This window comes from Edaphobacter modestus (assembly GCF_004217555.1).
Taxonomy (GTDB): Bacteria; Acidobacteriota; Terriglobia; order Terriglobales; family Acidobacteriaceae; genus Edaphobacter; species Edaphobacter modestus.
This window is the reverse complement of the sequence record NZ_SHKW01000001.1, coordinates 3,280,112-3,303,334: the sequence shown is the minus strand read 5'-3', so window position 1 is coordinate 3,303,334 and position 23,223 is coordinate 3,280,112. Positions and strand designations below refer to the sequence as shown.

Here is a 23,223-nt window from a genome sequence, read left to right as displayed (position 1 = left end):
GGGATATGAAGAAGCGCCGTCCATTGGGGGCGGCGCTTCTCGTTTGATGACCGGAAGGGTAGAGGTTCAGTCGGCAATGCCGGGATTGGGCGGATCGATGCCCAATGCGGTTGCCAGCGATATAAGGTGGTCCTGCTCCTGCATGAGGATCTCGCGGATGGACTCGCTCAGGGCAAACTCGTTCAGCTCGTCGCACTGTTTTACGCGACGTCGATACTGCGCGATGGTTTCCCTCTCATTTTCGAGATCGAAGCGGAGCATCTCTTCCGCCTTTTCGGAGGTCTTGACCGGCTTCGGCACAACGGAAGGCATTCCCCCGAGATAGTCGATGTGGTTGGCGATGGCGAGCGCGTGGGTGAGCTCCTCGTTCGCATGGACAGCGAGCTCGGCGGCGATATTCATGTAAGCCGCTCCCTTAATAACCTGTGAATAGTTCACATAGGCGATGATCGCCTGGTACTCGCGCTCGAGGTCTTCATTTAGAAGCTCGATCAGCTTTTCGCGGGTGATAGAAACCGTGGGGGCTGCTGTCTCTGGCATCTTTCGTCTCTCCATTACTCGATCAGAATCGAGTTCTTCGTGAGATGCGGAAAATGCAGAGGTCCACTGATCAATCGACGAGTGGACCTCATAAATAGGGTGTATCTCAGGAAGAGTGGAGCGAATCTCTCCTGGAAGAGATCTTTACTCTGCGAGCGAGGGATAGTCGGTGTAACCGTGGGGCCCGGAGGCATAGAAGGTGTTAGGCTCCGGGCGGTTGAGCGGCGCTTCACTGGCGAAACGGGCGGGAAGATCGGGATTGGCGATAAACAATTTGCCGAAGGCGACGGCGTCGGCCTTGCCCTCATCGAGAAGCTGCTGACCTACCTTTTGGTCGATGGCCTCATTGGCGACGAAGACGCCACCGAAGAGCTGCTTCAGATCGGGACCGAGGCTGTCGGGGCCAACATGTTCTCGTGCGGCGATGAAGGCGAGCTTGCGTTTGCCCAACTCTTTGGCGACATAGCTGAAGGTAGCGGCCAGGTTCGTGTCGGAGACTCCGTGCGTGTCGCCGCGGGGGGCAAGGTGCATGCCTACGCGACCGGGGCCGAAGACGGAGATGGCGGCTTCGGCAACTTCGAGCATGAGGCGGGCGCGGTTTTCGATGGGACCACCGTACTCGTCGGTGCGCTTGTTGGCGCCGTCCTGCAGGAACTGGTCGATAAGGTAGCCGTTGGCTCCGTGGATCTCAACTCCGTCGAAGCCCGCGGCCTGCGCATTTTGTGCGCCGCGGCGGAACGCCTCGATGACTCCTTTGATCTCCTCGAGAGTGAGCGCATGCGGGGTTACGAAGGGGCGTGCGGGACGGAGGAGGCTGACGTTGCCTTCGGCAGCAATGGCGCTGGGTGCGACGGGGAGCCGGCCGTCGAGGAACTGAGGATCGGAGAGGCGGCCGACATGCCATATCTGCGAGAAGATGTGGCCGCCGGCATCGTGCACGGCCTTGACGATGGGCTTCCACGCTTCCACCTGTTGCTGCGACCAGATGCCGGGAACATTGACGTAGCCCACGCCGAGCGGGTCGACGGGTGTGCCTTCGGAGAGGATGAGTCCGGCGGAGGCTCGCTGACGGTAGTACTCCGCCATGATGGGTGTGGGAATGTGGTCGGGTGTTCCCCGCAGGCGGGTGAGAGGCGCCATGAAGATGCGGTTGGGAAGGTGAAGGTCGCCTATTTGAATAGGATCGAAGAGTGAGGGCATCTGTTGCTCCGTAAAGTTGAGTACGGATAGTTGGATGATGCTCGAAGGGAAAGGACGCGGCAGTCGGCTTTCAGCAGAATTCATCGGCTTCGCCCGGGATCACAACCTTGTGATCCCGGGCGATACGCCGTGTCTCTCTACAGCGGGAACTGCTTCAGCCATGCACGGAAGTCCGGGCCCAGCTTGTCGTTCTTGAGGGCGAATTCTACTGTGGCTTTGAGGAAGCCGAGTTTGTCGCCGGCGTCGTGGCGTTTGCCTTCGTAGGTGAAGCCGTAGACCTTCTCGTACTGGAGCAGCGCCTTGATGCCGTCGGTGAGCTGCAGCTCGCCACCGGCCCCGGGGGTAATCTTCTCGAGAGTTTCAAAAATGCGCGGGGTGAGGATGTAGCGGCCGATGATGGCGTTCTGCGAGGGGGCCTCTTCAGGCTTCGGTTTTTCGACCATGTCCTTGACGGCAAGCAGACGGGGGTTCTTCGGATCGGGGGTGACGTCGAGACAGCCGTAGGCGGAGATGGCTGCACCTTCGACGACCTCGGAGCCGAGGATGCTGGCACCGGTCTGCTCGAACGCCTCGACCATCTGCTTCATGCAGGGAACCTTTGCATCGACGATATCGTCGGGCAGCAGAACGGCGAAGGGCTCGTTGCCTACGATCTCTTTGGCCTGGAGAACGGCGTGGCCGAGGCCGAGGGGCTCCGACTGGCGCGTGTAGGTAATCTTGGCGAGTTTGGAGACGGAGCGTGCGATTTCAAGCAGAGCGGTCTTGTTCTTCGCAGCCAGAGTCGCCTCCAGCTCGAAGGATTTGTCGAAGTGATCTTCCATGATCGTCTTGCCGCGACCGGTGACGATGATGATTTCGGTGCAGCCTGCAGCGACCGCTTCTTCGACACCATATTGGATGAGGGGTTTGTCAACGAGACAAAGCATCTCCTTTGGAGTGGCTTTGGTTGCGGGGAGAAATCTTGTTCCGAGGCCTGCTGCGGGAAAGACTGCTTTGCGAATCTTCTGCGTCATATTTCCTTTGGATGCAGTTTCTTTCTTCAAATCCTAGCAGGGAGGAAAGATTTGGGGATAGCACCGTCGGGGTAGAGAAATTCCACACAGAGCGAAATTAAAATGTTGCCACTTGCAGATGGGGACCTTGATGCGGCGGTCCAACTAAGGTGTATGCGCGGGGGTCTCTCGTCCATCTGCTGGAAGAATCGTTCCGGTCGAACGGTCACGCAAGGTGTGTTCTGACCGTTGCCTGATTCTGGACCGCTCCGCAGTCTTTTGTAACCAGCAGAACGAGTCCACCGCTAACCGTGGGACTCGTCGCTGGTCTTCGTTCGAGGGCATTCTCCGACACCGTGCAGAGAATGTTTACTGCGCCTGCTAGACGTATGCGATGCAGTCAATCGCCAGGCCATGGTCTCCAGCCGGAAGCGCCGCGGGCTGTACCGTATTCCGTGCGGGAAAGACCGATCCCCACTTGCGCGCTCGATACACCGCGTTCATCCGGTCAAAATCCTTGATGTCTTCAAGGAAGATATTCACCTTCAGAACCTTCTCCAGCGACGAACCCGCCGCTTTCAGATTCTTCTCCATCTCGTCGAGTACCCAGTTCGTCTCTTCCTCAATGGTGCCTGCCACACGGCAGCCGATCCCGGAGACGAACAGCAGATTGCCGAACGAGACGACCGTCGTAAACGGGAATGCCGGGGAAGATTTACCCGTAGCATCTTTCTTTGTCATGGATCCTGTCTGCGCCGAGGCACCCTGGGCGAGCACCGCTCCACCGATGGCCGCCTTCGTTACATTTTTCAGGATACCTCTCCTTGTCTGCTTTTCCATTTACGACTGCTCCTTCTAGAGATAGGTTGAGACCCGACCATGGTACAGAACTCGCCGAGCGTCTGGGCGGAGGCGGGTCGCCGTCGTATGAGTGCCTGGACTTTCCACAGCGCATCGCGAAATTGCCAGGGTGAATATCGAATCCCTGTCCACTTCCGGACATGCGGTTGCGAATCCGGACAGCGTGATCCCTGAACCTTAAATTCATATTCCTGATTCTGTGATATTTATGCGGAATAAATTCCGGAGCTTCGCATGCAGTGATCTGATGCGAATCGTATTTGGAGACCGTCGTGAGATCTTTCCTGCAGGACCTTAGCTATGCCGCCCGCCAACTTCGCAATGCTCCGGTCTTCGCGCTGACCGCGATTCTCACACTGGCGCTTGGCATCGGCGTGAATGCGGCGATGTTTTCCGTTGTGGACCAGGTGCTGCTTCGCGCGATGCCGTTTCCTCACGCGAGCGAGGTGGTGCAGATGGCGGTGCGTTCCGAGAGCGGTGGCTTTTCGCCTACCTCGCTGCCCGACATTCGAGATTGGAAGGCTCGCAGTCATTCCTTCCAACAGATCGCTTTTTACACCGAGCAAGTTCCTACGCTTGGTGGAACGGCAAGTCCCAAGTTGGTTGCGCAGGTTGTGTCGAGCGCGAACCTCTTCGACCTGCTTGGAGCTCGTCCGATGATGGGACGCACCTTCGTGCCTGCCGATAACGAGGCTGGCCATACGAACGTCGTCGTCCTTACGGCTTCGATCTGGCGCGAGCTTTACCATGCCGACCCTACGATCGTCGGGCGTTCGATTCCGGTGAATGGTCTTCCTTATAGCGTTGTCGGGGTGATGCCGGATGGTTTCGCCTTCCCCGCAAATACGGGAGGCAATGCGATATGGACTCCGGCTCCGGTCGACGACAAGGCACTTCAGGATCGCGGCTCCGCCATGATGAGCGTGATCGGACGTCTTCGCCCCGGCATCTCCATTGCCGACGCGAGGCATGAGATGAACTCGATCCACGACCAGCTTCGGCATGAGTATCCGAAGGATGAGAGTGTGGACCCTGTTCGTATCGATTCCTACTCGGATGTCGTCACCGGTTCGGTGCGTCCGGCAATCCTTGCGCTCGATGTGGCAGTCTTTGCCGTGTGGCTTATTGCCTGCGCCAATGTTGCCGGACTTCTGATGGCACGTGGAAATACCCGCCGACGCGAGATTGCAGTTCGCGCCGCTCTTGGCGCTCAGCGTGGCCGCCTGATCCGTCAGCTTCTTACAGAGAGCTTTCTGCTCAGTCTCGCCGGGGGTGCACTTGGGCTGGAGCTCGCAGTGCTGGCGCTTCATCTGCTGAAGCGATACCTGACGAACGCTATTATCTTTGGCGATCAGATCCACATCGACGTGAGGGTCTGCGCCTATCTCTTTGTCGCATCGTGTGTGTCGGCGATTCTTTTTGGGCTGCTGCCTGCGCTGCATGCCTCGAACGTAGCGCCCCAGGAGGGCCTTCGTCAGGGGGCCGCTGCCAGTGGAGTGAGCCAGCAGCAGACTCGCTGGCGCGACGCGCTTGTGATCGGCGAGATCGCACTTACTCTAACGCTGCTGGTTGCGGCATCTCTGATGTCTACCTCCCCAGTCACGCTTCCGCTCTTTTCGTCACACCGCCGGAGCAGAAGGGAATGGCATCTATCGTCGATACTTTTTACGGGCCCCTGCTGGATCAGATCAGGGCGCTACCTGGAATCCAGTCTGCGGGGCTGACGACGGTTCGCCCGTTGCAAGGCGGGTGGGACTTCAACATGGCGGTCGAGCTTGCGCATCATCCCAAGCCGCCGCAATCGGCGCATGCGGACGCCCAGGCGCGTGCCAGTACCGGCGACTACTTCCGAACGATGGGCATCCGCCTGCTGCGAGGACGGTTCTTTGCTTCTACGGATACGCCGTCGGGTCCTCCGATGGCTATCGTCAACGGAGCCTTCGTTCGCCGTTTCCTTCCGAACGAAGATCCCATCGGCCAACAACTACGCTTGAACGACACGGGAGAGCGGCAATGGTCGACGATCATCGGCGTTGTGGATGACAGCCCGCAGAAGACACTGGGCCAACCACCGCTGCCGGAGATTCATTACAACCTGGCGCAGTTGTTGCCGCAGGACGAGCTCTATTCGATTCTGGGCAACTTTTACATGAATGTAGCGATTCGCTCTCCGCTTCCCGAGGGAACGGTTGCGCGGGACCTTCGACGCGCCGTTCATCAACTGCAGCCCGATGCGTCGTTGAATGGAGTTCAGAACATGCAGCAGGTGCTTGAAGACTCTCTCGGCAATCAGGTGTTAGCAGCACGTCTGCTGGGCCTCTTCGCGCTCTGCGGATTGGTGATTGCCGTGGCGGGTATCTACGGCCTGCTGGCTTATTCCGTTGGCCAGCGTACGCGGGAGCTGGGGATTCGTCTGGCACTTGGAGCTCAGCGCGAGGCGATCCTCTGGCTTGTGCTTCGCCATGCGCTCGTCCTTCTCGGCATCGGTGTTTCTCTCGGAGCGGTCCTCCTGGCGGGCTCGGGAAAGATTGTTGCCTCATGGCTGGGCTACAGGTTCAGTGCTTACGATGTCCTGGCATCGCTGGGCGTTACGCTGCTGCTGGCGCTGTGTGGGTTGGCAGCGAGCTATCTCCCAGCGAGTCGTGCAGCGCATATCGAACCTGTCGTGGCTCTTCGTACCGAGTAAGGAGCATGACCGGACCTACGCTTTTATGAAGCGCATGGATGCCGAGTTCATGCAGTAGCGCAGTCCTGTGGGCTCGGGACCGTCGTCGAAGACATGGCCCAGATGTCCCTCGCATCGCGCGCACCTAACTTCAATCCGCGCGGCTCCCAGGGAATGATCCGCCGCCTCCGCAACGTTCTCCTTTGCAAGCGGCGCCCAGAAGCTTGGCCAGCCGGTGCCGGATTCGAACTTCGTCTGCGAACTGAAGAGCGCGGTGTCGCAGCAGATACAGCGAAAGATTCCACGGCTGTGCTCGTTCCAGCTGACGCCCGAGTAGGGAACCTCGGTATCCGCCAGCCGTGCAATCTCAAACGAGTTTTTGCCCAACTGTTGAAGCCATTCCCTGTTTGTCTTCAGGATCTTGGCCACAGTCTGCCGGCCGAGGTCTTTTCCATCGTTGCTGAAGTTGACGATTGTGACCTGGCCGGGAGTTCCGTGGACGGTATCGCTGGCCTCGACGATAGGAGATCTTCGCAGAACAGGCACGGCCAGGAACGCAGCGATGCCAGCAAAGAAGAGCCTTCGCGTCATCTTTTTTGCCTGATCGTCCTTGCCTATATCTGACTCGAACATGATCGACTCCCAGCCCTATGGGGGTATCCATCCGACGGGGATTTCCGGAAAAAGTAACAGGAAATCTATAGGTGGCGCATTTCTAACGGGCTATCGGACAGCGTGGAGAGAGCGGCGGATCAGTCGTGGCCCAGGGCGGTGCGGGCGGCGTTGAGGACGAAGGCTACGTCCTGAGGGGTGTGGGCGGCGGAGACGAAGGCGGCTTCGAACTGGCTGGGTGGGAGCCAGACCCCGGCCTCCAACATGGCGCGGTGAAAACGGCCGAAGGCGGCTGTGTCTGAGGTGGCAGCGGTGGCGAAGTCGGTGACCGGGGTGTTGGTGAAGAACCAGGTGAACATGGAGCCGACCTGGTTTGTGGTCAGGGTGACTCCGGCCTCGCGGGCGATCGTGGCTACGCCTTCGGCGATCTCGGCGGTGGTTTGATTGATCTGAGGGTAGATGGCCTTTTCGTTGGCGATGAGGTGCTCGAGGGTCGCGATTCCGGCGGCCATGGCGAGAGGGTTTCCGCTGAGGGTTCCTGCCTGATAGACGGGGCCGAGCGGGGCGAGGTGGTTCATGATTTCGGCGCGGCCCCCGAAGGCTCCACAAGGTAAACCGCCGCCGATGATCTTGCCCAAGGTGGTGAGATCGGGCTGGATGTTGTAGAGGCGTTGGGCTCCTCCGAGGGTGACGCGGAAGCCGGTCATGACCTCGTCGAGGATGAGGAGTGCGCCGTGCTGGCGGGTGATCTCGCGGAGGCCTTCGAGATAGCCGGGAGCCGGGGGAATGGTTCCGGCGTTGCCGACGATGGGTTCGAGGATGACGCAGGCGATCTGATCGGGACGGGCGGCGAAGGCGGCGCGGACGGCGTCGAGGTCGTTGAATGGCAGCGCGAGCGTGTGCATCACGGTCTCCGCCGGTACACCCGCAGACCCGGGGATCCCCAGGGTGGCGACTCCACTGCCGGCTTTGACCAGCATGGCGTCGGAGTGGCCGTGATAGCAGCCCTCGAATTTGATGATGAAGTCCCCGCCGGTGAAGCCGCGGGCGAGGCGGATGGCGGACATGCAGGCCTCGGTCCCTGAGGAGACGAAGCGGAGTTTCTCGACCGAGGGGAAACACTTCTGGACGAGAGCGGCGAGGGAGGCCTCGGCGGCGGTGGAGGCTCCGAAGCTGGCGCTGCGGCCCGCGGCGTCGCGGATAGCCTCGACGACAGACGGGAAGGCGTGGCCGAGGATCATGGGGCCCCAGGAGCCGAAGAGGTCGAGGTAACGGTTGCCGTCCTCGTCGTAGAGCCAGGCACCTTCAGCGTGGGTAAGGAAGGGGGGCTCGCCGCCGACGGAGCGAAAGGCGCGAACGGGGGAGTTTACGCCGCCGGGGAAGACGGCCTCGGCTTTTTCCTGCAGCAGGTGGGAGCGTCGGTGCGAGAGAGGCATCTTATTCAGTATAGGCGGGGGAAAGCGCTATGACGGCGGAGCAGAGAGCGGAGCTGACAGGAAGGCCGGTCCTGCTGTACGACGGGCACTGCGGCATGTGCAACGGCCTGGTGCAGTTCTGCGCTAAGCGGGATTTTGAACGAAGGATGCGGTATGTTCCGCTGCAGTCGGAGCTGGGAAGAGAGCTGCTGACGAGATATGGGGAGACTCCGGAGTCCCTGGAGTCGATCGCAATCTTTCCGGAGGCATTGACGCGGCAGGAACAGTTTTTTCATCATTCGGATGCGGTCGCGTGGGCACTGCGGCAGCTTCGGGCGCCATGGAACTGGGTGGGGAGGATGGTGCGTTGGACACCACGATTTCTACGTGAGGCGGTGTATGCGGGGATAGGTCGCATCCGGTATGCCGTCTTTGGGCGTTATCCGGTTTGCCCGATACCGGGACCGGAGATTCGGGCCCAATTTGTGGGCGTGACGGATGCGGGGTGCGTGAAGGCGTAGGAGTTTGCGGGAGGTTATCCGAAGAGCCGGGCGGTGCTGCTAGACTGGAAACTCTGCTTTTTTGCATAAATTCCCCTGGAGAGCACTTTGCCGGAGACCTTCCCAACGACCGACGCGACCACCCCAGACAGCACGAGGCAAAAGCAGGAAGCGACGAGTGGGTCGAAGCTGCAGACAACGGCTGCGCAGAAGAATGCGATAAAGAAGCCCATGCCAGCTCCCGGAAAAAGGGCCATCAGCTATGCGGATGCCGGAGTGGATATCTCCGCGGCGGACAAGTCAAAGCATCGCATCAAGATGTTGGCACGGAAGACCTTCAACAAGCATGTGTTGAGTGAGATTGGAGGCTTCGGCGGATTGTTCTCGCTGGACCTCGAAAAGTATCCGAACCCCGTACTGGTGTCTTCGGCAGACGGTGTAGGAACGAAGCTCAAGGTGGCCTTTGACCTGGGGATTCACCACACCGTAGGGCAGGACCTGGTAAACCACTGCGTGAACGATATCGCGGTGCAAGGAGCGACACCGCTGTTCTTCCTCGACTACCTGGCCACGGGAAAGCTTGAAAATTCCATTGTGGAGACGGTAGTCCAAGGTATCTCGGACGCCTGCCGCGCGAACGGGTGCGCCCTGATTGGCGGAGAGACGGCGCAGATGCCTGGCTTTTACAGCGACGGCGAGTACGACCTGGCGGGGACGATCATTGGGGCGGTGAGCCGTGACCGGATCATCACCGGAGAAGGAATCCAGGTGGGCGACATCCTGCTGGGGCTGCCTTCCAACGGATTGCACACGAATGGCTATTCGCTGGCTCGGAAGCTGCTGTTCGAAGAGGCGAAGTATGGGCCCGAACAGTATGTCAACGAGTTGAAGGATAAGACGGGCGCCGCCCTCATGCGAATTCATCGCAGCTACCTGGCCATCATCAAGAAACTGACGGCGGCAGACCTGGTCAGCGGGATGGCGCACATCACCGGCGGCGGGATTACGGAGAATCTTCCGCGGATTCTGACGAAGGGAATGGGCGCACAGGTCGATCTGGCAACGTGGCAGGTTCCACCGTTGTTCGAACATCTGCAGAAGCTGGGGAACGTGGAGCAGGATGAGATGCTGCGCACGTTCAACATGGGAATTGGCCTCATCGCGGTGATTCCTGCCGAGAAGGTGAAGAAGGCCAAGGCGATCCTGAATCGCGCCAACGAACGCCACTCCATCATCGGCAGGATCGTTCGAGGCGAGCGGAAGGTCAGCTACAACTAACGTTCCAGCAGGGACGGCAAACCCCGCGAGGTTTATGGCTACGTTAGCACCGCGGGGTTCGTTGAGGGTCGCGAGATCCTACTCGGTTCGAAGGGCTTGGATCGGGTCAATCCGGGTGGCGCGCCGCCCGGGAATCACGCATCCGATCAGCGCAACCAGGACGAGAAGAAGGGCAATCGCGATGAGCGTTGGCCGATCGTTCGGTTCGATGGCGAAGAGCATGGTGGCCAGCAACCGGGTCGACAGCAGAGCAGCGATTGAGCCCATTGCGATTCCGGCGAGGACCGGAGTCATACCTCGTTTGAGGACATTGAGCAGGATCTCCTGACGGCTTGCACCCAGGGCGATGCGAATCCCGATTTCCCTGGTTCTGCGAGAGACGCTGAGGCCGAGAGTTCCGGTCACGCCGACGATCGTGATGAAGAGAGCGACGCCGGCAAAGATTCCAAGCAGGATCGAGGTCACGCGCGAGGTTCCCAACTGGGCGCTTCGCAGCTGCTCGAGCGTTCGGATATCGGTGACCGGCTGCTGGGGGTCGATCTGGTGGATGATGGAGACAACCTGCCTGGACACGCGGTCGGGATCGTCGCGGGTTCGGATGAGCAGGTGAGGATCGCCCATGAAGGTGACTTGGGCCTGCGGGAAATAAACGCCATCGATGAAGTCGCGGGTGAGCCCGTACTGGTGCGCGTTGCTGACGACCCCGACCACCGTGGCCCATGTCTTACCACCGTCGTCGGAGAGACGACGTCCGATGGGGTCTTGCTTCGGCCAGAAGTGTTGGGCCATCTGGGCGTTCAGAATGGCAACGGGCGCAGCGTCGCGGCTGTCGGCATCCGTGAAGGTGCGGCCGGAGAGCAGGGGAACACCGAGCAAACGGAAGTAGTCGGGAGTGATGAGCTCGTGGTTGACCTGGGGTAGAGGCTCTCCCGGACGTTGAGGGTGGCCTTCAATCTGGACACCGCTGTTCATTCCTCCGCGATCGCTGTTGAGGGGAACGATGCTGCTCATCGCAAGAGCCTCGGTGCCGGACACCTGTCTGGTGCGCTCGAGGATCTGGTTGAAGAAGGTGTTCTGTTGAGTCAGGTCTGCGTATCGAGTCCAGTTGAGGGGTATGTCCATCGACAGTACATTTGCCGTTTTGAACCCGGGATCAACCGATAGCAGGTTATACAGGCTGCGCATCATCAGACCCGCGCATATGAGGAGCACGAAGGAGAAGGCTACCTGCGCGGCGACCAGCGCATTGCGTGTGCGGGTTCCGGTTTCACTTCCCGCGGCGCGCTCGTCGGATCCGGCGAGAAGTGCGAGTTTGCTGCGGCTGGCGATGAATCCGGGAAACGCTCCAAAGAGAACGCCGGTGGACAGAGAGATGCTGAGACCGAAGACAAGCACCCAGCCGTCGAGGCGAATCTCTCCAGAGAGCACGGTCATGCGGGCAGCATAAGCTACCAGCAGCTTGAGGCTTGCTGCGGCGATCCCAACACCGAGAATCCCGCCGGCAAGCGCAACGACCAGGCTTTCGGTGAGGAGCTGTCGCATGATGTCCCACGGCGTAGCTCCCGCTGCGAGGCGGATGGCCATCTCACGGGATCGGCGAAGCTGACGCGATAGGGCGAGGTTTGCCAGGTTGGCACACGCCAGCAGCAACACAAGCGCAGCTGCGCCGAGCAGCATGAGGAAGGTCGGACGGGCGGCGTGGGTGAGCTGACGTTGCACCGGCGTGACCCCGACCGTGACTCCTGCAGCCTGTGGATACGACCTGGGATACGCAAGGGCAAGCCGAGCGGTAATCGTAGCGAGATCGTTTTGTGCCTGGGATGCAGAGATGCCTGGCTTGAGCCGCGCAAGAATCGTCAACACGCGAGCATCGCGGTTCGCGATCATTCCCTGGCTGGAGCGGAACGGGCACGATGTGGTGGGCATGTAGACATCGTTCGCGTCGGGATAATCAGGAACAGGGGACAGAACTCCAATCACAGTGTGCACGCGATCGTTCATCACGAAGGGGCGTCCGAGGACCTTCGGATCCGAGCCGAACTCCCTCACCCAGTACGCGTAGCTGAGCACCAGAACCGGGGGCGCGGTAAGAGTCTCGTCCGCCGGAGTGATGAGACGCCCGAGGGCAGGCTTAACACCAAGTACGTTGAAGTAGTTTGCGGAGACCACACCGGTGACGACGCGTTCCGGCACCTTCGTCCCCAGCAGATTGAAGGTCATGGAGTGATACTCGGCCAGATCGGAGAAGTCGCGCGACTGCTCGCGATAATCCCGAACCTCCTGAACAGAGAACCCGATCGGGTCTGGTCCGATGCGAGAGGCAGTCTGCTGCAGATGGACAACCTTGTCGGGCTGCGCGTAGGGCAGCGGCCGCAGGAGCACACCGTTGATGACGGTAAAGATTGCGGTATTGGCTCCGATACCGAGGCCTAGCGTGAGGACTGCCATCAGGGTGTATCCGGGAGAGCGTAGGAGCGTGCGGAAGGCATAGCGAATGTCGCGCAGGAGCTTCTCGACCGCCACGATACTGTTGCTGTTCCAGAGCTGCTCGCGGACTCGCCGCTGGGAGCCGAACCTGAGATGAGCCCGTCGCTTTGCCTCCTCTGGGCTCAGGCCGCGAGACAGGTGGAGGTCCTGCTCGAGGGCGAGGTGTTGATCGATCTCGCGTTGGAGCTCCTCATCGCGACGGCGACGGCGAAAGAACCGTAGAAGGGGCATGGATTATCCCTCCCCCATGACGAGACCGATGGCTCGCGCGATCTGGCGCCACCGAGTGGTCTCGGCCACGAGCTGCTTTTTCCCTGCGGCCGTCAGTTTGTAGAACTTTGCCTTGCGGTTGTTCTCGCTGGTTCCCCAGGAGGAGGACAGCCAGCCACGATCTTCGAGGCGGTGCAGCGCAGGGTAGAGGGAACCCTGTTCGACCTGCAAAATGTCTTCCGACGTGTGCTCGATGATGTGGGCGATGGTGTGGCCGTGGGCAGGACCCATGAGAAGGGTCTTGAGGATAAGCATGTCCAGAGTGCCCTGGAGCATCTCGGAATCGGTCGTTTTCTTCGCGCGCGGCACGTTGGACTCTCCACAAGAATGTCTATGGGAGAGAGCATATACCACTCGAACGTCTAGGGGAAGAGAGTTGTGAGATCGGGTCGTCTATGGCTTTTTCGAAAAAAACCCTCAAACGGGCGTACGTTCTCAGAAAGGGTGTGGGTCTGTGCCGGACATCGAGGTTGTGCGCCCGTCGCGCTTTAGAATCGGAGGTGATGGAACCGAAAAAAACAGTGCATAAACTAGGCATCCTCCTTTCAGGAAAAGGCTCAAACTTCATGGCGATTCATCGCGCCATTGCAGACGGCCGGATTCAGGGCGCCGAGATCGCAGTCGTGATCTCGAACAAGCCTGGGGCTGGAGGATTGGAAGCGGCCCGTTCTCTCGGACTTACAGCGCTTGCGATTCCGCAGGAGGGGAAGGGGCCGGAGGCACGCGAGGCGCACGATACGCGGATGATTGCCGCCTTGACCGATCATGGCGTCGATCTCGTCTGTCTCGCCGGATATATGCGGATCATCACCCCGGCATTCGTGGAGGCATTTCCGAGCCGCATCCTGAACATCCATCCGTCACTTCTGCCCGCGTTTCCCGGACTGGACGCGCAACGCCAGGCGCTCGAGTATGGAACCAAGGTAGCCGGATGTACGGTGCACTTTGTCGACGAGATTGTGGACCATGGAGTGATCGTGCTGCAGAGCACTGTCCCTGTACTCGATGAAGATACGGGGGATACACTTGCAGCGCGAATTCTGGAGCAGGAACATCTCGCGTATCCCGAGGCGATCTCGCGAGTTCTGAGCGGGAGATATCACGTTGTGGGACGCCGGTACCTCCTAAAGTCATAACCATGACCTGTACCGGCACCCAGCTGAGTATCTTCTCGCGCAGGGGAGCCTTTTGAGCTACGTGCTCTGGGCGCTGCTCGCCTGTTGCTGATTGCGGGCGTCTCCCAGAGTCACCTTCACGTCCATGCGCTTGCGACCGCGAAAGATGGTGATCGTGACGGTGTCCCCCGCGCGATGCGAGTTCATTGCAGCGGAGAGGTCCTGCGGACTCGTGATCTCTTGTCCGTCCATCGCGACGATAAGGTCGCCGCCCAGCATCACCGGGATATTGCCCTGATAGGCGCGCTGGGTTCCTCCATGCAGACCGGCCTTTTCCGCGGCTCCTCCGGGAAGCAGACGCTCGATGAGGATGCCGTAGTCGGCGGGCAGACCGATCTGTTCTGCGATATCAGGACCAATGGGAAGGGTGACGATATCGAGTGTAGGGCGCCGGATGTACCCGTACTTGGCATAGTCGTCGAGCATGGCTCGCGCTGTATCGATGGGAATCGCGAAGCCGATGCCGGAGCTCTGGTCGGCGCCGTTGCTGGCAATCATGGTGGTGATGCCAATGACCTCTCCGCGTGAGTTGAGAAGCGGGCCGCCTGAGTTGCCCGGGTTGACGGCGGCATCCGTCTGGATGGCGTCTTCGATGGGGTTGCCCTGTGGACCTCGAATGGAGCGGATGGCAGAGATAATTCCGCGCGTCATTGTGCCGTTGAGACCAAACGGATTGCCAATGGCATAAACACGCTGGCCGACGACGAGATCACGCGAATTGGACAGCGTAACCGGCGTGAGGTTTGGAGCATCGATCTTGATGAGAGCGAGATCGTGGTTATTATCGGCGGCCAGACGGCGCGCCTTGTATTTGTGCTTGTCGGAGAGCATGACCTCGAGCCGCTCCGCGTTGCCGATGACGTGGTTGTTGGTGAGGATCAGGCCCTCTTTGGTGAGGATGAAGCCGGAACCCTGACCCTGTTGCGGTACAGAGCCGTAAAAGAAATCGAAGGCGACCTCTGTGGAAGTGATATTGACAACGGAGGGTAACGCCTTCTTGTAGACAGCGATGTTCTGCTGCTCTTCGGTGTCGAAGGCGGGAGCAGCCGAGGCTTCCGTGAGTTGGAAACTGCCGCCGGGACCGCTGACAGAAGTTGTATTACTACCTGTATCGGCGTCAGAGGCAGGGTGCAGCCAGGGGAAGAGTCTGCCGGTGGACGACGAATGAGTCGTCACATAGTAGAAGCCGGAGAGAAGAAGTACGACAAGAAGAACGGGGCGTAATTTCATCGAAAGTTTCCTGGAGGTTCCCATCGTGGACTACGCAGTACGATGCTGTATTGATTGTATCGACTCCCTGGAATGGAACGAATCGGCGCCTCTTTCCAAAGGAGATGGAAGCCTTTCTCGCTCGGTTCGGCATTCCCTGTCAGGAGGACTGCAACAGGTCGGTCGATAATCTGCGCTAATGCTTGTGGTTAAGCGCGGAAGAGAACTGGAGCAAGGGCCAAAGCTCATCGACTTGCCACTCAAGTTCCGCGATGGGGCCATCGTTGTGAATGACGAAGTCGCAGAGCGGGGCTTTGCGTTCGTCGGGCATCTGTTGCGCAAGCCGGCGGCGCGCATCCGCTGTAAGCTCGGCACGGCGCTCAGGAGAAAGCGGCGAACCGGCAATACGCTGCAGATAGCGCTCGATCTTTAGCTCTTCAGGCGCGGTTACAAGGATGATGCAGTCGAAGCGAGCTCGCCAGGGAGCCGACGGTGGCTCTTCGTTCTGCCCTGTCTTGTCGTGTTTTGTGCCGTTGTGCTTCGTCTCAAAGAGCAGTGCCGATTCGACGATCACCACTGCATTCAAATCGCGCTCGAAGATCTGCTGAGCAAGTGTTGCCTGCTGCGCAATCACGACCGGATGGACGATGTTATTCAGTTCCTCTACCCGGCCCTCCCCGAAAGAGATGCGAGCAAGCGCGCCGCGATCGAGCTGTTTATCGGGTAGCAGAACTGTCGGGCCGAAGTGCTCGATGATGGCGGTGTAGACGGCTCCCCCGGGCTGCATCATCTCGCGGGCAATGGAATCCGCTTCAATAATATGAGCGCCGCGTTGTGCGAAGAAACGGGCCGCAGTGGATTTTCCGCTTCCAAGGCCGCCCGTAAGTCCAACGCGAAGCATAAATCAGCTCTTTCCCGTAGCGAGGCCGCGGCGGAGCTTCGCCGCCTTGACCGTGTTGTGCATCAGCATGGCGATCGTAAGGGCTCCAACACCACCGGGGACGGGGGTATAGGCGCCAGAAACAGCAAAGGCCGCTGGATCGATGTCACCCACGATGACGGAGCGGCGTTTGGCGAAGGTAGCCGCTCGCTCGGCGTCGCCGGGAAAGAAGCGCTGCACATCTGCGGCATCGGTAAGGCGGTTAATGCCGACATCGATCAGCGTAACGCCGGGTTTCACCATATCGGCCGCGACATAGCCGGGTCTTCCGATAGCCGCGACAAGAATGTCGGCGCTCCGGGTGACGGCAGGGAGATCGCGAGTCTTGCTGTGGCACACGGTGACAGTGGCGGACTCGTTTAGAAGCATCAGGGCCGCGGGTTTGCCGACGATGTCGGAGCGTCCGACGACGACAGCGTTCTGGCCGGCGATGGGAAGGCCGCTGCGGCGGAGGATCTCTATGATTCCCGCAGGTGTGCACGGAGCCAGACCGGGCTGGCCGCTCTGCAGGCGGCCGGCGTTCACCGGGTGGAAGCCGTCGACGTCCTTGTCGGGCGATACCGCCTCGAGCAGTCGCTTGGTGTCCACATGCTTCGGCAGGGGAAGCTGTATCAGGATGCCGTCGATATCGTCGCGAGCGTTGAGGTTGGCTACAAGAGCGAGCATCTCCTCGGTGGTGATGCTTTCGGGCGGAGTGAGCATCTCGCTGTAGATGCCAAGCTCGCCGCAGGTCTTGACCTTGCTGCGCACATAGATCTGTGAAGCGGGAACCTCGCCGACGAGGATGACGGCGAGACCAGGGCGGACGCCATGGGAGGAGAGCTCGGCAACCTCGCGGCCGACCTCGGCTTTAATCTCAGAGGCGATTGCGACTCCATCCAACACTTGAGGACGATTCATACCTCTTCATGGTATCGCGACCGGGAGCTTGCCGCCGCCCTTGCGAATCGGTCTGCATCCTTCCGTGAAGCCCGCGATTGGGCAGGCCCCCTTCTGATTCCGTCAAGGCTGCGACCGAAACGTGACAGAACTATGACAATTGCAAAATGCCGGAACATTTTCTGATACCTCCTGCGTACCTTGTCATGCAGGACGCATCCTTCGACATGGATTCGCGTCTAATATTCAGCGGTGTGATGAGCGGCACTGCGAGGGGTAACGGGCCATGACCACTGCTGGAACAAATGGAATCGAGAAATTCTCAGCGGCCGATCTTGCGGGTTTGCGCGAAGAGTTGCTGCACGCTCATCTCGACTCCTGGCAGGCTGCCGACGTCATCAGCCATTACCTGGCGACGCGAGGGTATGGTGTATCCGCTCCCGCGGCGCGCTCGACGGCCTCTCGACTGGAGTCCGCGGGGTACCCGATGGACCGGATGCAGGAAGAGTTCGAGCGCCTGGCCTTAGTCATGTAGCTCGGTGAGCGAAGCTCCTCGCTTGCAGTGCATAATCAAAAGATGCCGTCGCTCTGGAGTCCTTCAAACTGGCCGCAACGTCTCTCCGAACTGCTTGCTTCCGCAGGCGAGCTGAAAGAATCTCCGCTGCGGCGCGATGTACGTTCCCTGGGCATGCTGTTGGGCGAGGTCCTCAAGGAACAGTCTGGCGAGTCTCTCTACAACGCCGTGGAAGAGCTTCGCCGTACTGCGATCGCCCGGCGCGAAGCCGACGCCACGGGGGATGCTGTTGCCGCAGTCTCGCACCTCGAGCAATCTCTGGGGAGGGTTCATAGCCATGCCGACGATCTCACCCGCGTCTATCAGCTCGCACGCGCTTTCAGCTTCTACTTCGAGCTGATCAATCTGGCCGAGACCAATCACCGCAAGCGGAGACGACGCTCCAGCCGGTTGAACGATGCTCCGCCTCAGCGCGGCGACCTTCGCGGTACCCTGCGCAGGCTGCGCGAGGCAGGCTTTGATGCAAAGCGGGTCGTGGCGATGCTGGAGCGCATCTCGATTACACCCGTCTTCACCGCGCACCCCACCGAAGTGGCACGCCGCTCGGTGATGTTCAAGCGCAGGCGCATCTCCGATCTGCTGGAACGATTGGACAGGATCGCCGTTCCCGAAGAAGAGCTTGAATCGCTCGAACGCGAAGTGACGGGCGAGATTACGGCGCTATGGCAGACCGACGATGTCCGCAGCGCCCGGCCTATGGTGCGCGATGAGATCCGTATGGCGCTGGATTATTACGAGGCGTCGCTCTTCGATACCCTGCCTGTCCTCTACACGGAGGTTGCGGCTGCAATCGACGACGAATTTCCCGGCGCGAAGATTCCCATCGCGGAGCTTCCGCAGCTCATTCGCTTTGGCTCGTGGATCGGCGGCGACCGGGACGGAAATCCCTTCGTCACTCCGCAAACCACCGGCGAATCTCTCGCAATGGCGCACTCGCTGTTGCTCAATCATTACCGCCGCAGGCTGCAGAACCTCTTCGAGCAGTTGGGAAGCTCCACCCAGCAGGTGCCGGTCTCGGCAGAGCTGCAGGCGTTGCTGGACCACTACCTTGCGCAGCTTCGCGCGGCGGGCCAGACGACCCTCGAGGAGCGCTTCCACTTTGAATATCTGCGGCTCCTGATCGCCTGCATCCTCATGCGGCTGGGATCGACGCCGCAGAGCTCGGTGCCGTTGCCCCCGAATCCGGCGCTCGCTCCGTACACCAAAGCCGCGGATCTGCTGGCGGATCTTACGGTGCTGCGGAACAGCCTGATGGAGAACCGCGGCGAGAGGCTTGCCGAGATGCTGATCGATCCGCTGCTGATCGAGGTGCGGACGTACGGTCTGCATCTGCAGACGCTCGACATCCGCCAGCATGCGCGAGTTCATGCGGCGGCCGTGGCGGAGATTGCGGGCTGCGCGGAGAGCAGCGCAGACTCGTCGGCGCTGCGACTGCCCGCAGCGCTTTCGGCGCAGACCGCCGAGGTGCTGGAGACGTTTCGGACGATCGCGGAGTTGAAGCGTAAGTATCCTCCTGAAGCGATTCAGCAATACGTCATCAGTGGCGCGACGACCGCTGAAGATGTGTTGCATGTGCTGTGGCTCGCCAGATTGGGCGGCGTTCGCGTGGAGACGGAGGGCGACGATCCGGGGTTACAGCCTGTGCCCCTGTTCGAATCGATCGAAGATCTTGAAAATGCGCCGGACAGTATGCGTCGTCTGTGGTCGAGCGAGGCCTTTCAGCCTTTGTTGAAATCCTGGGGGTATCGGCAGGAGATCATGCTCGGCTATTCGGACTCCAACAAGGACGGAGGCATGATTACGAGCACGTGGCAGATCTGGAAGGCCCATCGCGAGCTGCATCGCGTTGCGGCGGAATGCGGCGTGACGCTTCGGCTCTTCCATGGTCGCGGGGGAACGGTGGGACGCGGAGGCGGACCGACGCATCGCGCGATCTTCGCGCAGCCGGTCGACAGCTTCTCGGGCGAGCTGAGGCTGACGGAGCAGGGAGAGGTTCTCAACTGGAAGTATTCCGATGTCGTGCTTGCGGAGCGCAACCTGGAGCTGATGATCGCGGCATCGCTGGATGCGCTGGCAAGGCCGGACGCGCTGCTGCAGAGAGGCGCGGCCACCCCGCATTTGACCGGTGAGATAACTCCGGCGTGGGAAGCCGCGATGGAACGTCTCTCCGAGACGTCGTACTCTTTCTATCGCCTCCACATCATCGAGAATCCTGAAACGTTTACCTATTTCGAGCAGGCTACGCCGGTGGCGGAGCTGGAGAATGCGCGAATCGGATCGCGGCCGGCCAAGCGGACAGGCAAGAGGACGATGGCTGACCTTCGCGCGATTCCATGGGTCTTCGGATGGATGCAGTCGCGGCAGCTTGTTCCCGCGTGGTTCGGCGTCGGTCACGCCCTGGACTTATTTGTCCGCGAGAATCCCAACGGCCTTGAGCAACTGCGGTCGATGGCCCGGGACTTCCCGCTGTTCGTCGACATCATTCGCAACGTGGAGATGGCGCTGGCCAAGTCGGACTTTGGCATCGCGCAGCTGTACGCCTCGCTTGTGGAAGACGAGAAGCTGCGAGACCGTGTCTATACGATGCTGAAGGCGGAGTTCGATCTGACCCAGAAGATGTTGCTCGCCGTGACGGGGCAACAACGGCTGCTGGAGACCAACCCGGTCCTCGAACGTTCGATCCGGCTTAGAAATCCTTATGTCGATCCGATGAGCCTGATCCAGGTGGAACTGATTCGCCGCAAGCGCGCGGCAGCCGCGAACGGCGAGCCGGAATCGACGGAGCTGAACCGGGCAATCTCCGCGACGATCAATGGCATCAGCGCGGGATTGCGGAATACGGGCTGAGATCAGGCGGCAGCGTTCCGCTCCGCCGGATAACGATGCAGATACCACTCTCCGGCGGCATAGGTGGCGGCGAAGCCAATCCAGAACGCGATTCCGAAGAACTGCTGTGGTTCCAGATGCGTGAGACGCGCTGTAACGAAGAAGACTCCCATCACCGGTCGCGTGGTCGCAATCCCCAGCAGAACGGCGATAGCACGCATCATCCATTCGCGATAACGGGGCTGGCGCCGGAGGAAGAGCGTCAGCGCTCGCAGCAGCGAGAAGAGGAAGAGCCCATCGAAGACGATGATGGCGGAGAGCTCCGTGGCGCCGCCCACAGGCGTAGCGACCAGTGGAATTGCCGTGATGCCGATGATGAAGCCAAGGACGAACAACGCCCAGCTGATACGCCGGTGCAGTGTCTCTTTGCTACGAAGACGCGCTGAAAACCAGAGAGGCAGCAGAAGGACGAAGATCAGCGCCGGAACGATATGCGTGAGGGTGAGAGCTTTGCGTGCCGCAAACGCCGCGTCGAGCTCACCGAACTGTCCTGCGCGCGCCGAGGTCTCTACCAGCAGCAACGCAACCATCCGGCGGAGGGCGGCTGCCGCGGCAATAAAACAAAGCACATAGAGGACCGGCCGCATCCACGCGGACTGCCGGACTGCACTTGTCGCCATCTCGAACTCCTTCGGAACCGGCGCAACCGTCCTCGGGAATCGGCCCGCTCAGTTAGAAGCCCTGGTCGGGTCGGAAGGCCGTCGCCTTGTTCTTAATAAACGTTACGGCGATAGGCTTGCCTAAGTTCGCATAAACCACGAGACGATTGCCGTAATCATTGCTGAGGCTTTTGCTGACCTGGCCCAGGGCAAGCTGCGTCTCGCGCTCGCTCATTCCCAGGATCACGACGTGCGAATCGACTGCCTTCCAGATCTCCGAGCCCCAGTGCTTGTACAGTTCGTGTGGATCGTCGTAGAAAAAGATCTCGTCGAGATAAAAGGTGTACTGGCCCGACTCATGGTAGCCGACCGGCACGCCATATTGTTTCGCCGGATTCTCTGAGGCCGGCAGGGTGAACAGCATCAGAACCTGGCGGTCGCCGCCCGGAACACGATGAGTGGCGGACTTGGGAGCAGTCTGCTCGACGAAGTCTTTCACCTCGAGCTTCTGGGCCCCGAGCAGCGTACCGGTGACTTTGGCATAGTCGACGCGCTTCCCTGCGGCCGGGTAGAACTCCATCTGCCCCCCTGCGGAGACCCATATCGCTGAGCCGTTGAGCTCTTTGGCGTCGGCCATCGAAGACTGGCGTTTCTTCTTCAGAAACACCAGGTCGTCGTCGGCAATCTTTGGGCGAGCAGGTGCGGCGACAGGTTTTTCCGGTGCATTGCGCTCGCGGTAGATCATTCCCACTCGAGCCCCCACCACTGCCAGAAACACCAGGGTCCCGCCGATAGCCCATTTGGCACCGCTCTGCATCGTCTTCCCTCCGGAAATCTTTTATACGTGAGCTCGGGTGTACTTTAGTCGATTGGCTCCGCTGTGCTCAACTCCCGATTGGCTTCCATCAGCGACTCGGGAGTCAAAGCATCCGCGTGGCGAAGGTTGGGAAAGAGAGCCGCAGCGGAGCCGGTGACGAGGAGCGAGCCAATCCCTCCGACAATAACTGCCGGCACGGCCCCCCACCAGCTTGCAGTTAGACCGCTCTCAAACTCGCCGAATTCATTGGAAGCCCCGATAAACAGCCAGTTCACGGCGCTGACGCGTCCTCGCATCTCAGGCGGGGTGGCAAGCTGCAGGATGCTGGACCGAACCACTACGCTGACCATGTCGCTGGCTCCTGTCACGAGTAGCGCAGCCAGGCTAAGCCATAGATTGCGTGAGAGGCCGAATACGATCGTCGCCACGCCGTAGATGCCTACGCAGGTCAACATCGTAACTCCTGCGCGGCGTTTGATTGGCCTCACGACCAGAATCAGGGAGACGATCAGCGCGCCTACGCTCGGCATGGCGCGCAGCAGACCAAGGCCGCGAGGACCGGCGTGCAGGATCTCGGTCGCGAAGATAGGCAGCAGGGCGACCGCCCCCCCGAGCATGACGGCGAACAGGTCGAGGGAGATGGAGCCGAGCAGAAGCTTCGTTTGCCAGACATACTCGAGACCCGCAAGTACAGTCCTGATACTGAAAGCGGTCGCCTTCCTCTCGACCGGTTCGGGGCGGATCATGCTGATGAAGACGATGAAGCCGATAAGCATCAGAAGGGTAAGAGAGTAGACAACGGCGGCTCCGCGTAAGGGCTCCAAGGCTCCCGACAATGGAAGCGTGAAGAGCAAGCCACCGATGGCAGGACCGGACATGTTAGCTATCTGGTAAATAGTGGCTCCCCACGTCACGGCATTGACGAAGTGATCCTTGGGAACCAGGCTGGGGAGCAGGGCGCTGGAGGCGGGTCCGCTGAAAGCCCTGCCCATGCCGATAAGGACCAGGACAGCATAGATGGGCCAGATGCGCCGCCCGGCAAGGGTCCAGGGGTTAAGCGACAGCCACAGCAGAATGGCGGTACAGAGGGCCTGAAGCCCGTAACACAGCAGAATAATTCTGCGGCGGTCGTAGCGGTCCGCCACGTGTCCGGCGGCGAGCATGAAGATCAGGCCAGGAAGAAAGAGGGCGAGCCCTGTGAGCCCAAGGTCAAGCGCCGAGTGGGTAATCTGGTACACCTGCCAGGCGACGGCGACCGACTGCGCCTCCGCCCCTATAATCACCATCAGTCTCGCGCTTTGATACAGCCGGAAATTACGCGAGC

At 60.2% G+C, this 23,223-nt stretch carries 21 protein-coding genes; 7 read left to right on the top strand and 14 right to left on the bottom strand.

Features of this window, described 5'->3' with window-relative positions:
- Nucleotides 1-66 precede the first annotated feature (66 nt).
- The 4 genes from BDD14_RS13990 to BDD14_RS13975 form a co-directional block, all read right to left on the bottom strand.
- On the bottom strand, nucleotides 67-540 hold the full coding sequence (locus BDD14_RS13990) for a ferritin-like domain-containing protein (RefSeq protein WP_130419344.1): 474 nt from the start codon (nucleotides 538-540) through the stop codon (nucleotides 67-69).
- A 144-nt stretch (nucleotides 541-684) separates the two neighbouring features.
- On the bottom strand, nucleotides 685-1,824 hold the full coding sequence (locus BDD14_RS13985) for an alkene reductase (protein WP_242617940.1): 1,140 nt from the start codon (nucleotides 1,822-1,824) through the stop codon (nucleotides 685-687).
- 53 nt (nucleotides 1,825-1,877) lie between these two features.
- Nucleotides 1,878-2,753 (bottom strand): UTP--glucose-1-phosphate uridylyltransferase GalU, encoded by an 876-nt coding sequence (galU, locus tag BDD14_RS13980; protein WP_130419342.1) that lies wholly within the window; start codon nucleotides 2,751-2,753, stop codon nucleotides 1,878-1,880.
- Between the two features lie 360 nt (nucleotides 2,754-3,113).
- Nucleotides 3,114-3,572, bottom strand: a complete 459-nt coding sequence (locus BDD14_RS13975) for a RidA family protein (RefSeq protein WP_130419341.1) — start codon at nucleotides 3,570-3,572, stop codon at nucleotides 3,114-3,116.
- Between the two features lie 293 nt (nucleotides 3,573-3,865).
- On the opposite strand from BDD14_RS13975, the gene BDD14_RS13970 reads away from it, so the two are divergent.
- Complete coding sequence (locus BDD14_RS13970) at nucleotides 3,866-5,317, top strand: ABC transporter permease (protein ID WP_165420078.1); 1,452 nt, start codon at nucleotides 3,866-3,868, stop codon at nucleotides 5,315-5,317.
- Nucleotides 5,236-6,279, top strand: coding sequence for an FtsX-like permease family protein (locus BDD14_RS13965; protein ID WP_130419339.1), 1,044 nt, complete (start codon nucleotides 5,236-5,238; stop codon nucleotides 6,277-6,279). The genes BDD14_RS13970 and BDD14_RS13965 overlap by 82 nt, the downstream gene beginning before the upstream one ends.
- A gap of 15 nt (nucleotides 6,280-6,294) precedes the next feature.
- On the opposite strand, the gene msrB is transcribed toward BDD14_RS13965, so the two are convergent.
- Nucleotides 6,295-6,891, bottom strand: coding sequence for a peptide-methionine (R)-S-oxide reductase MsrB (msrB, locus tag BDD14_RS13960; RefSeq protein WP_130419338.1), 597 nt, complete (start codon nucleotides 6,889-6,891; stop codon nucleotides 6,295-6,297).
- Between the two features lie 119 nt (nucleotides 6,892-7,010).
- Nucleotides 7,011-8,306: a glutamate-1-semialdehyde 2,1-aminomutase gene (hemL, locus tag BDD14_RS13955; RefSeq protein WP_130419337.1), complete on the bottom strand. Its 1,296-nt coding sequence runs from the start codon at nucleotides 8,304-8,306 to the stop codon at nucleotides 7,011-7,013.
- A gap of 29 nt (nucleotides 8,307-8,335) precedes the next feature.
- Here hemL and BDD14_RS13950 point away from each other — a divergent pair, with 29 nt between their 5' ends.
- Together BDD14_RS13950 and purM are read left to right on the top strand one after the other, a co-directional pair.
- On the top strand, nucleotides 8,336-8,806 hold the full coding sequence (locus BDD14_RS13950) for a thiol-disulfide oxidoreductase DCC family protein (protein ID WP_130419336.1): 471 nt from the start codon (nucleotides 8,336-8,338) through the stop codon (nucleotides 8,804-8,806).
- A 210-nt stretch (nucleotides 8,807-9,016) separates the two neighbouring features.
- On the top strand, nucleotides 9,017-10,063 hold the full coding sequence (gene purM, locus BDD14_RS13945) for a phosphoribosylformylglycinamidine cyclo-ligase (protein WP_130423105.1): 1,047 nt from the start codon (nucleotides 9,017-9,019) through the stop codon (nucleotides 10,061-10,063).
- Between the two features lie 78 nt (nucleotides 10,064-10,141).
- Here purM and BDD14_RS13940 read toward each other — a convergent pair whose 3' ends face one another.
- Nucleotides 10,142-12,781 (bottom strand): ABC transporter permease, encoded by a 2,640-nt coding sequence (locus BDD14_RS13940; protein WP_130419335.1) that lies wholly within the window; start codon nucleotides 12,779-12,781, stop codon nucleotides 10,142-10,144.
- A gap of 3 nt (nucleotides 12,782-12,784) precedes the next feature.
- A complete protein-coding gene (locus BDD14_RS13935; protein WP_130423103.1) occupies nucleotides 12,785-13,096 on the bottom strand; it encodes a PadR family transcriptional regulator in 312 nt (103 codons plus the stop codon).
- A gap of 227 nt (nucleotides 13,097-13,323) precedes the next feature.
- Here BDD14_RS13935 and purN point away from each other — a divergent pair, with 227 nt between their 5' ends.
- Nucleotides 13,324-13,956, top strand: a complete 633-nt coding sequence (gene purN, locus BDD14_RS13930) for a phosphoribosylglycinamide formyltransferase (protein ID WP_130419334.1) — start codon at nucleotides 13,324-13,326, stop codon at nucleotides 13,954-13,956.
- A gap of 57 nt (nucleotides 13,957-14,013) precedes the next feature.
- On the opposite strand, the gene BDD14_RS13925 is transcribed toward purN, so the two are convergent.
- From BDD14_RS13925 to BDD14_RS13915, 3 genes are all read right to left on the bottom strand, one after another.
- Nucleotides 14,014-15,225 carry a S1C family serine protease gene (locus BDD14_RS13925; RefSeq protein ID WP_130419333.1) on the bottom strand — a complete coding sequence of 404 codons (1,212 nt, stop codon included), beginning with the start codon at nucleotides 15,223-15,225 and terminating at the stop codon, nucleotides 14,014-14,016.
- Between the two features lie 175 nt (nucleotides 15,226-15,400).
- Entirely contained in the window at nucleotides 15,401-16,105 is a 705-nt protein-coding gene (gene coaE / locus BDD14_RS13920) for a dephospho-CoA kinase (RefSeq protein ID WP_130419332.1), read from the bottom strand.
- Between the two features lie 3 nt (nucleotides 16,106-16,108).
- Entirely contained in the window at nucleotides 16,109-17,044 is a 936-nt protein-coding gene (locus BDD14_RS13915) for a bifunctional 5,10-methylenetetrahydrofolate dehydrogenase/5,10-methenyltetrahydrofolate cyclohydrolase (RefSeq protein ID WP_130419331.1), read from the bottom strand.
- Nucleotides 17,045-17,309: 265 nt separating this feature from the next.
- Between BDD14_RS13915 and BDD14_RS13910 the strand changes: the two genes are divergently transcribed.
- Together BDD14_RS13910 and ppc are read left to right on the top strand one after the other, a co-directional pair.
- On the top strand, nucleotides 17,310-17,558 hold the full coding sequence (locus BDD14_RS13910; RefSeq protein WP_130419330.1) for a hypothetical protein: 249 nt from the start codon (nucleotides 17,310-17,312) through the stop codon (nucleotides 17,556-17,558).
- A 42-nt stretch (nucleotides 17,559-17,600) separates the two neighbouring features.
- Nucleotides 17,601-20,444, top strand: a complete 2,844-nt coding sequence (ppc, locus tag BDD14_RS13905) for a phosphoenolpyruvate carboxylase (protein ID WP_130423101.1) — start codon at nucleotides 17,601-17,603, stop codon at nucleotides 20,442-20,444.
- Nucleotides 20,445-20,446: 2 nt separating this feature from the next.
- Here the strand turns inward: ppc and BDD14_RS13900 are convergent, their stop codons facing one another.
- Genes BDD14_RS13900 through BDD14_RS13890 form a run of 3 tightly spaced genes read right to left on the bottom strand, consistent with a single transcriptional unit; the run spans nucleotide 20,447 to nucleotide 23,185 of the window.
- Nucleotides 20,447-21,103: a DUF2306 domain-containing protein gene (locus tag BDD14_RS13900; protein ID WP_130419329.1), complete on the bottom strand. Its 657-nt coding sequence runs from the start codon at nucleotides 21,101-21,103 to the stop codon at nucleotides 20,447-20,449.
- Between the two features lie 52 nt (nucleotides 21,104-21,155).
- Nucleotides 21,156-21,899, bottom strand: coding sequence for a hypothetical protein (locus BDD14_RS13895; protein WP_130419328.1), 744 nt, complete (start codon nucleotides 21,897-21,899; stop codon nucleotides 21,156-21,158).
- A 44-nt stretch (nucleotides 21,900-21,943) separates the two neighbouring features.
- Nucleotides 21,944-23,185 carry an MFS transporter gene (locus BDD14_RS13890; RefSeq protein WP_479724009.1) on the bottom strand — a complete coding sequence of 414 codons (1,242 nt, stop codon included), beginning with the start codon at nucleotides 23,183-23,185 and terminating at the stop codon, nucleotides 21,944-21,946.
- Between the last annotated feature and the right edge of the window lie 38 nt (nucleotides 23,186-23,223).

Excerpts from the sequence above, each read along its gene's own strand:
- BDD14_RS13890 (WP_479724009.1), bottom strand. The coding sequence starts at position 23,185 with ATGGTGATTATAGGGGCGGAGGCGCAGTCGGTCGCCGTCGCCTGGCAG.
- ppc (WP_130423101.1), top strand. The coding sequence starts at position 17,601 with ATGCCGTCGCTCTGGAGTCCTTCAAACTGGCCGCAACGTCTCTCCGAA.
- BDD14_RS13915 (WP_130419331.1), bottom strand. The coding sequence starts at position 17,044 with ATGAATCGTCCTCAAGTGTTGGATGGAGTCGCAATCGCCTCTGAGATT.
- galU (WP_130419342.1), bottom strand. The coding sequence starts at position 2,753 with ATGACGCAGAAGATTCGCAAAGCAGTCTTTCCCGCAGCAGGCCTCGGA.
- BDD14_RS13965 (WP_130419339.1), top strand. The coding sequence starts at position 5,236 with ATGGCATCTATCGTCGATACTTTTTACGGGCCCCTGCTGGATCAGATC.
- BDD14_RS13990 (WP_130419344.1), bottom strand. The coding sequence starts at position 540 with ATGCCAGAGACAGCAGCCCCCACGGTTTCTATCACCCGCGAAAAGCTG.
- BDD14_RS13900 (WP_130419329.1), bottom strand. The coding sequence starts at position 21,103 with ATGGCGACAAGTGCAGTCCGGCAGTCCGCGTGGATGCGGCCGGTCCTC.
- msrB (WP_130419338.1), bottom strand. The coding sequence starts at position 6,891 with ATGTTCGAGTCAGATATAGGCAAGGACGATCAGGCAAAAAAGATGACG.
- BDD14_RS13985 (WP_242617940.1), bottom strand. The coding sequence starts at position 1,824 with ATGAATTCTGCTGAAAGCCGACTGCCGCGTCCTTTCCCTTCGAGCATC.
- BDD14_RS13940 (WP_130419335.1), bottom strand. The coding sequence starts at position 12,781 with ATGCCCCTTCTACGGTTCTTTCGCCGTCGCCGTCGCGATGAGGAGCTC.
- BDD14_RS13975 (WP_130419341.1), bottom strand. The coding sequence starts at position 3,572 with ATGGAAAAGCAGACAAGGAGAGGTATCCTGAAAAATGTAACGAAGGCG.
- BDD14_RS13935 (WP_130423103.1), bottom strand. The coding sequence starts at position 13,096 with ATGCTCCAGGGCACTCTGGACATGCTTATCCTCAAGACCCTTCTCATG.
- BDD14_RS13910 (WP_130419330.1), top strand. The coding sequence starts at position 17,310 with ATGACCACTGCTGGAACAAATGGAATCGAGAAATTCTCAGCGGCCGAT.
- purM (WP_130423105.1), top strand. The coding sequence starts at position 9,017 with ATGCCAGCTCCCGGAAAAAGGGCCATCAGCTATGCGGATGCCGGAGTG.
- BDD14_RS13950 (WP_130419336.1), top strand. The coding sequence starts at position 8,336 with ATGACGGCGGAGCAGAGAGCGGAGCTGACAGGAAGGCCGGTCCTGCTG.
- coaE (WP_130419332.1), bottom strand. The coding sequence starts at position 16,105 with ATGCTTCGCGTTGGACTTACGGGCGGCCTTGGAAGCGGAAAATCCACT.
- BDD14_RS13895 (WP_130419328.1), bottom strand. The coding sequence starts at position 21,899 with ATGCAGAGCGGTGCCAAATGGGCTATCGGCGGGACCCTGGTGTTTCTG.
- BDD14_RS13925 (WP_130419333.1), bottom strand. The coding sequence starts at position 15,225 with ATGAAATTACGCCCCGTTCTTCTTGTCGTACTTCTTCTCTCCGGCTTC.
- purN (WP_130419334.1), top strand. The coding sequence starts at position 13,324 with ATGGAACCGAAAAAAACAGTGCATAAACTAGGCATCCTCCTTTCAGGA.
- hemL (WP_130419337.1), bottom strand. The coding sequence starts at position 8,306 with ATGCCTCTCTCGCACCGACGCTCCCACCTGCTGCAGGAAAAAGCCGAG.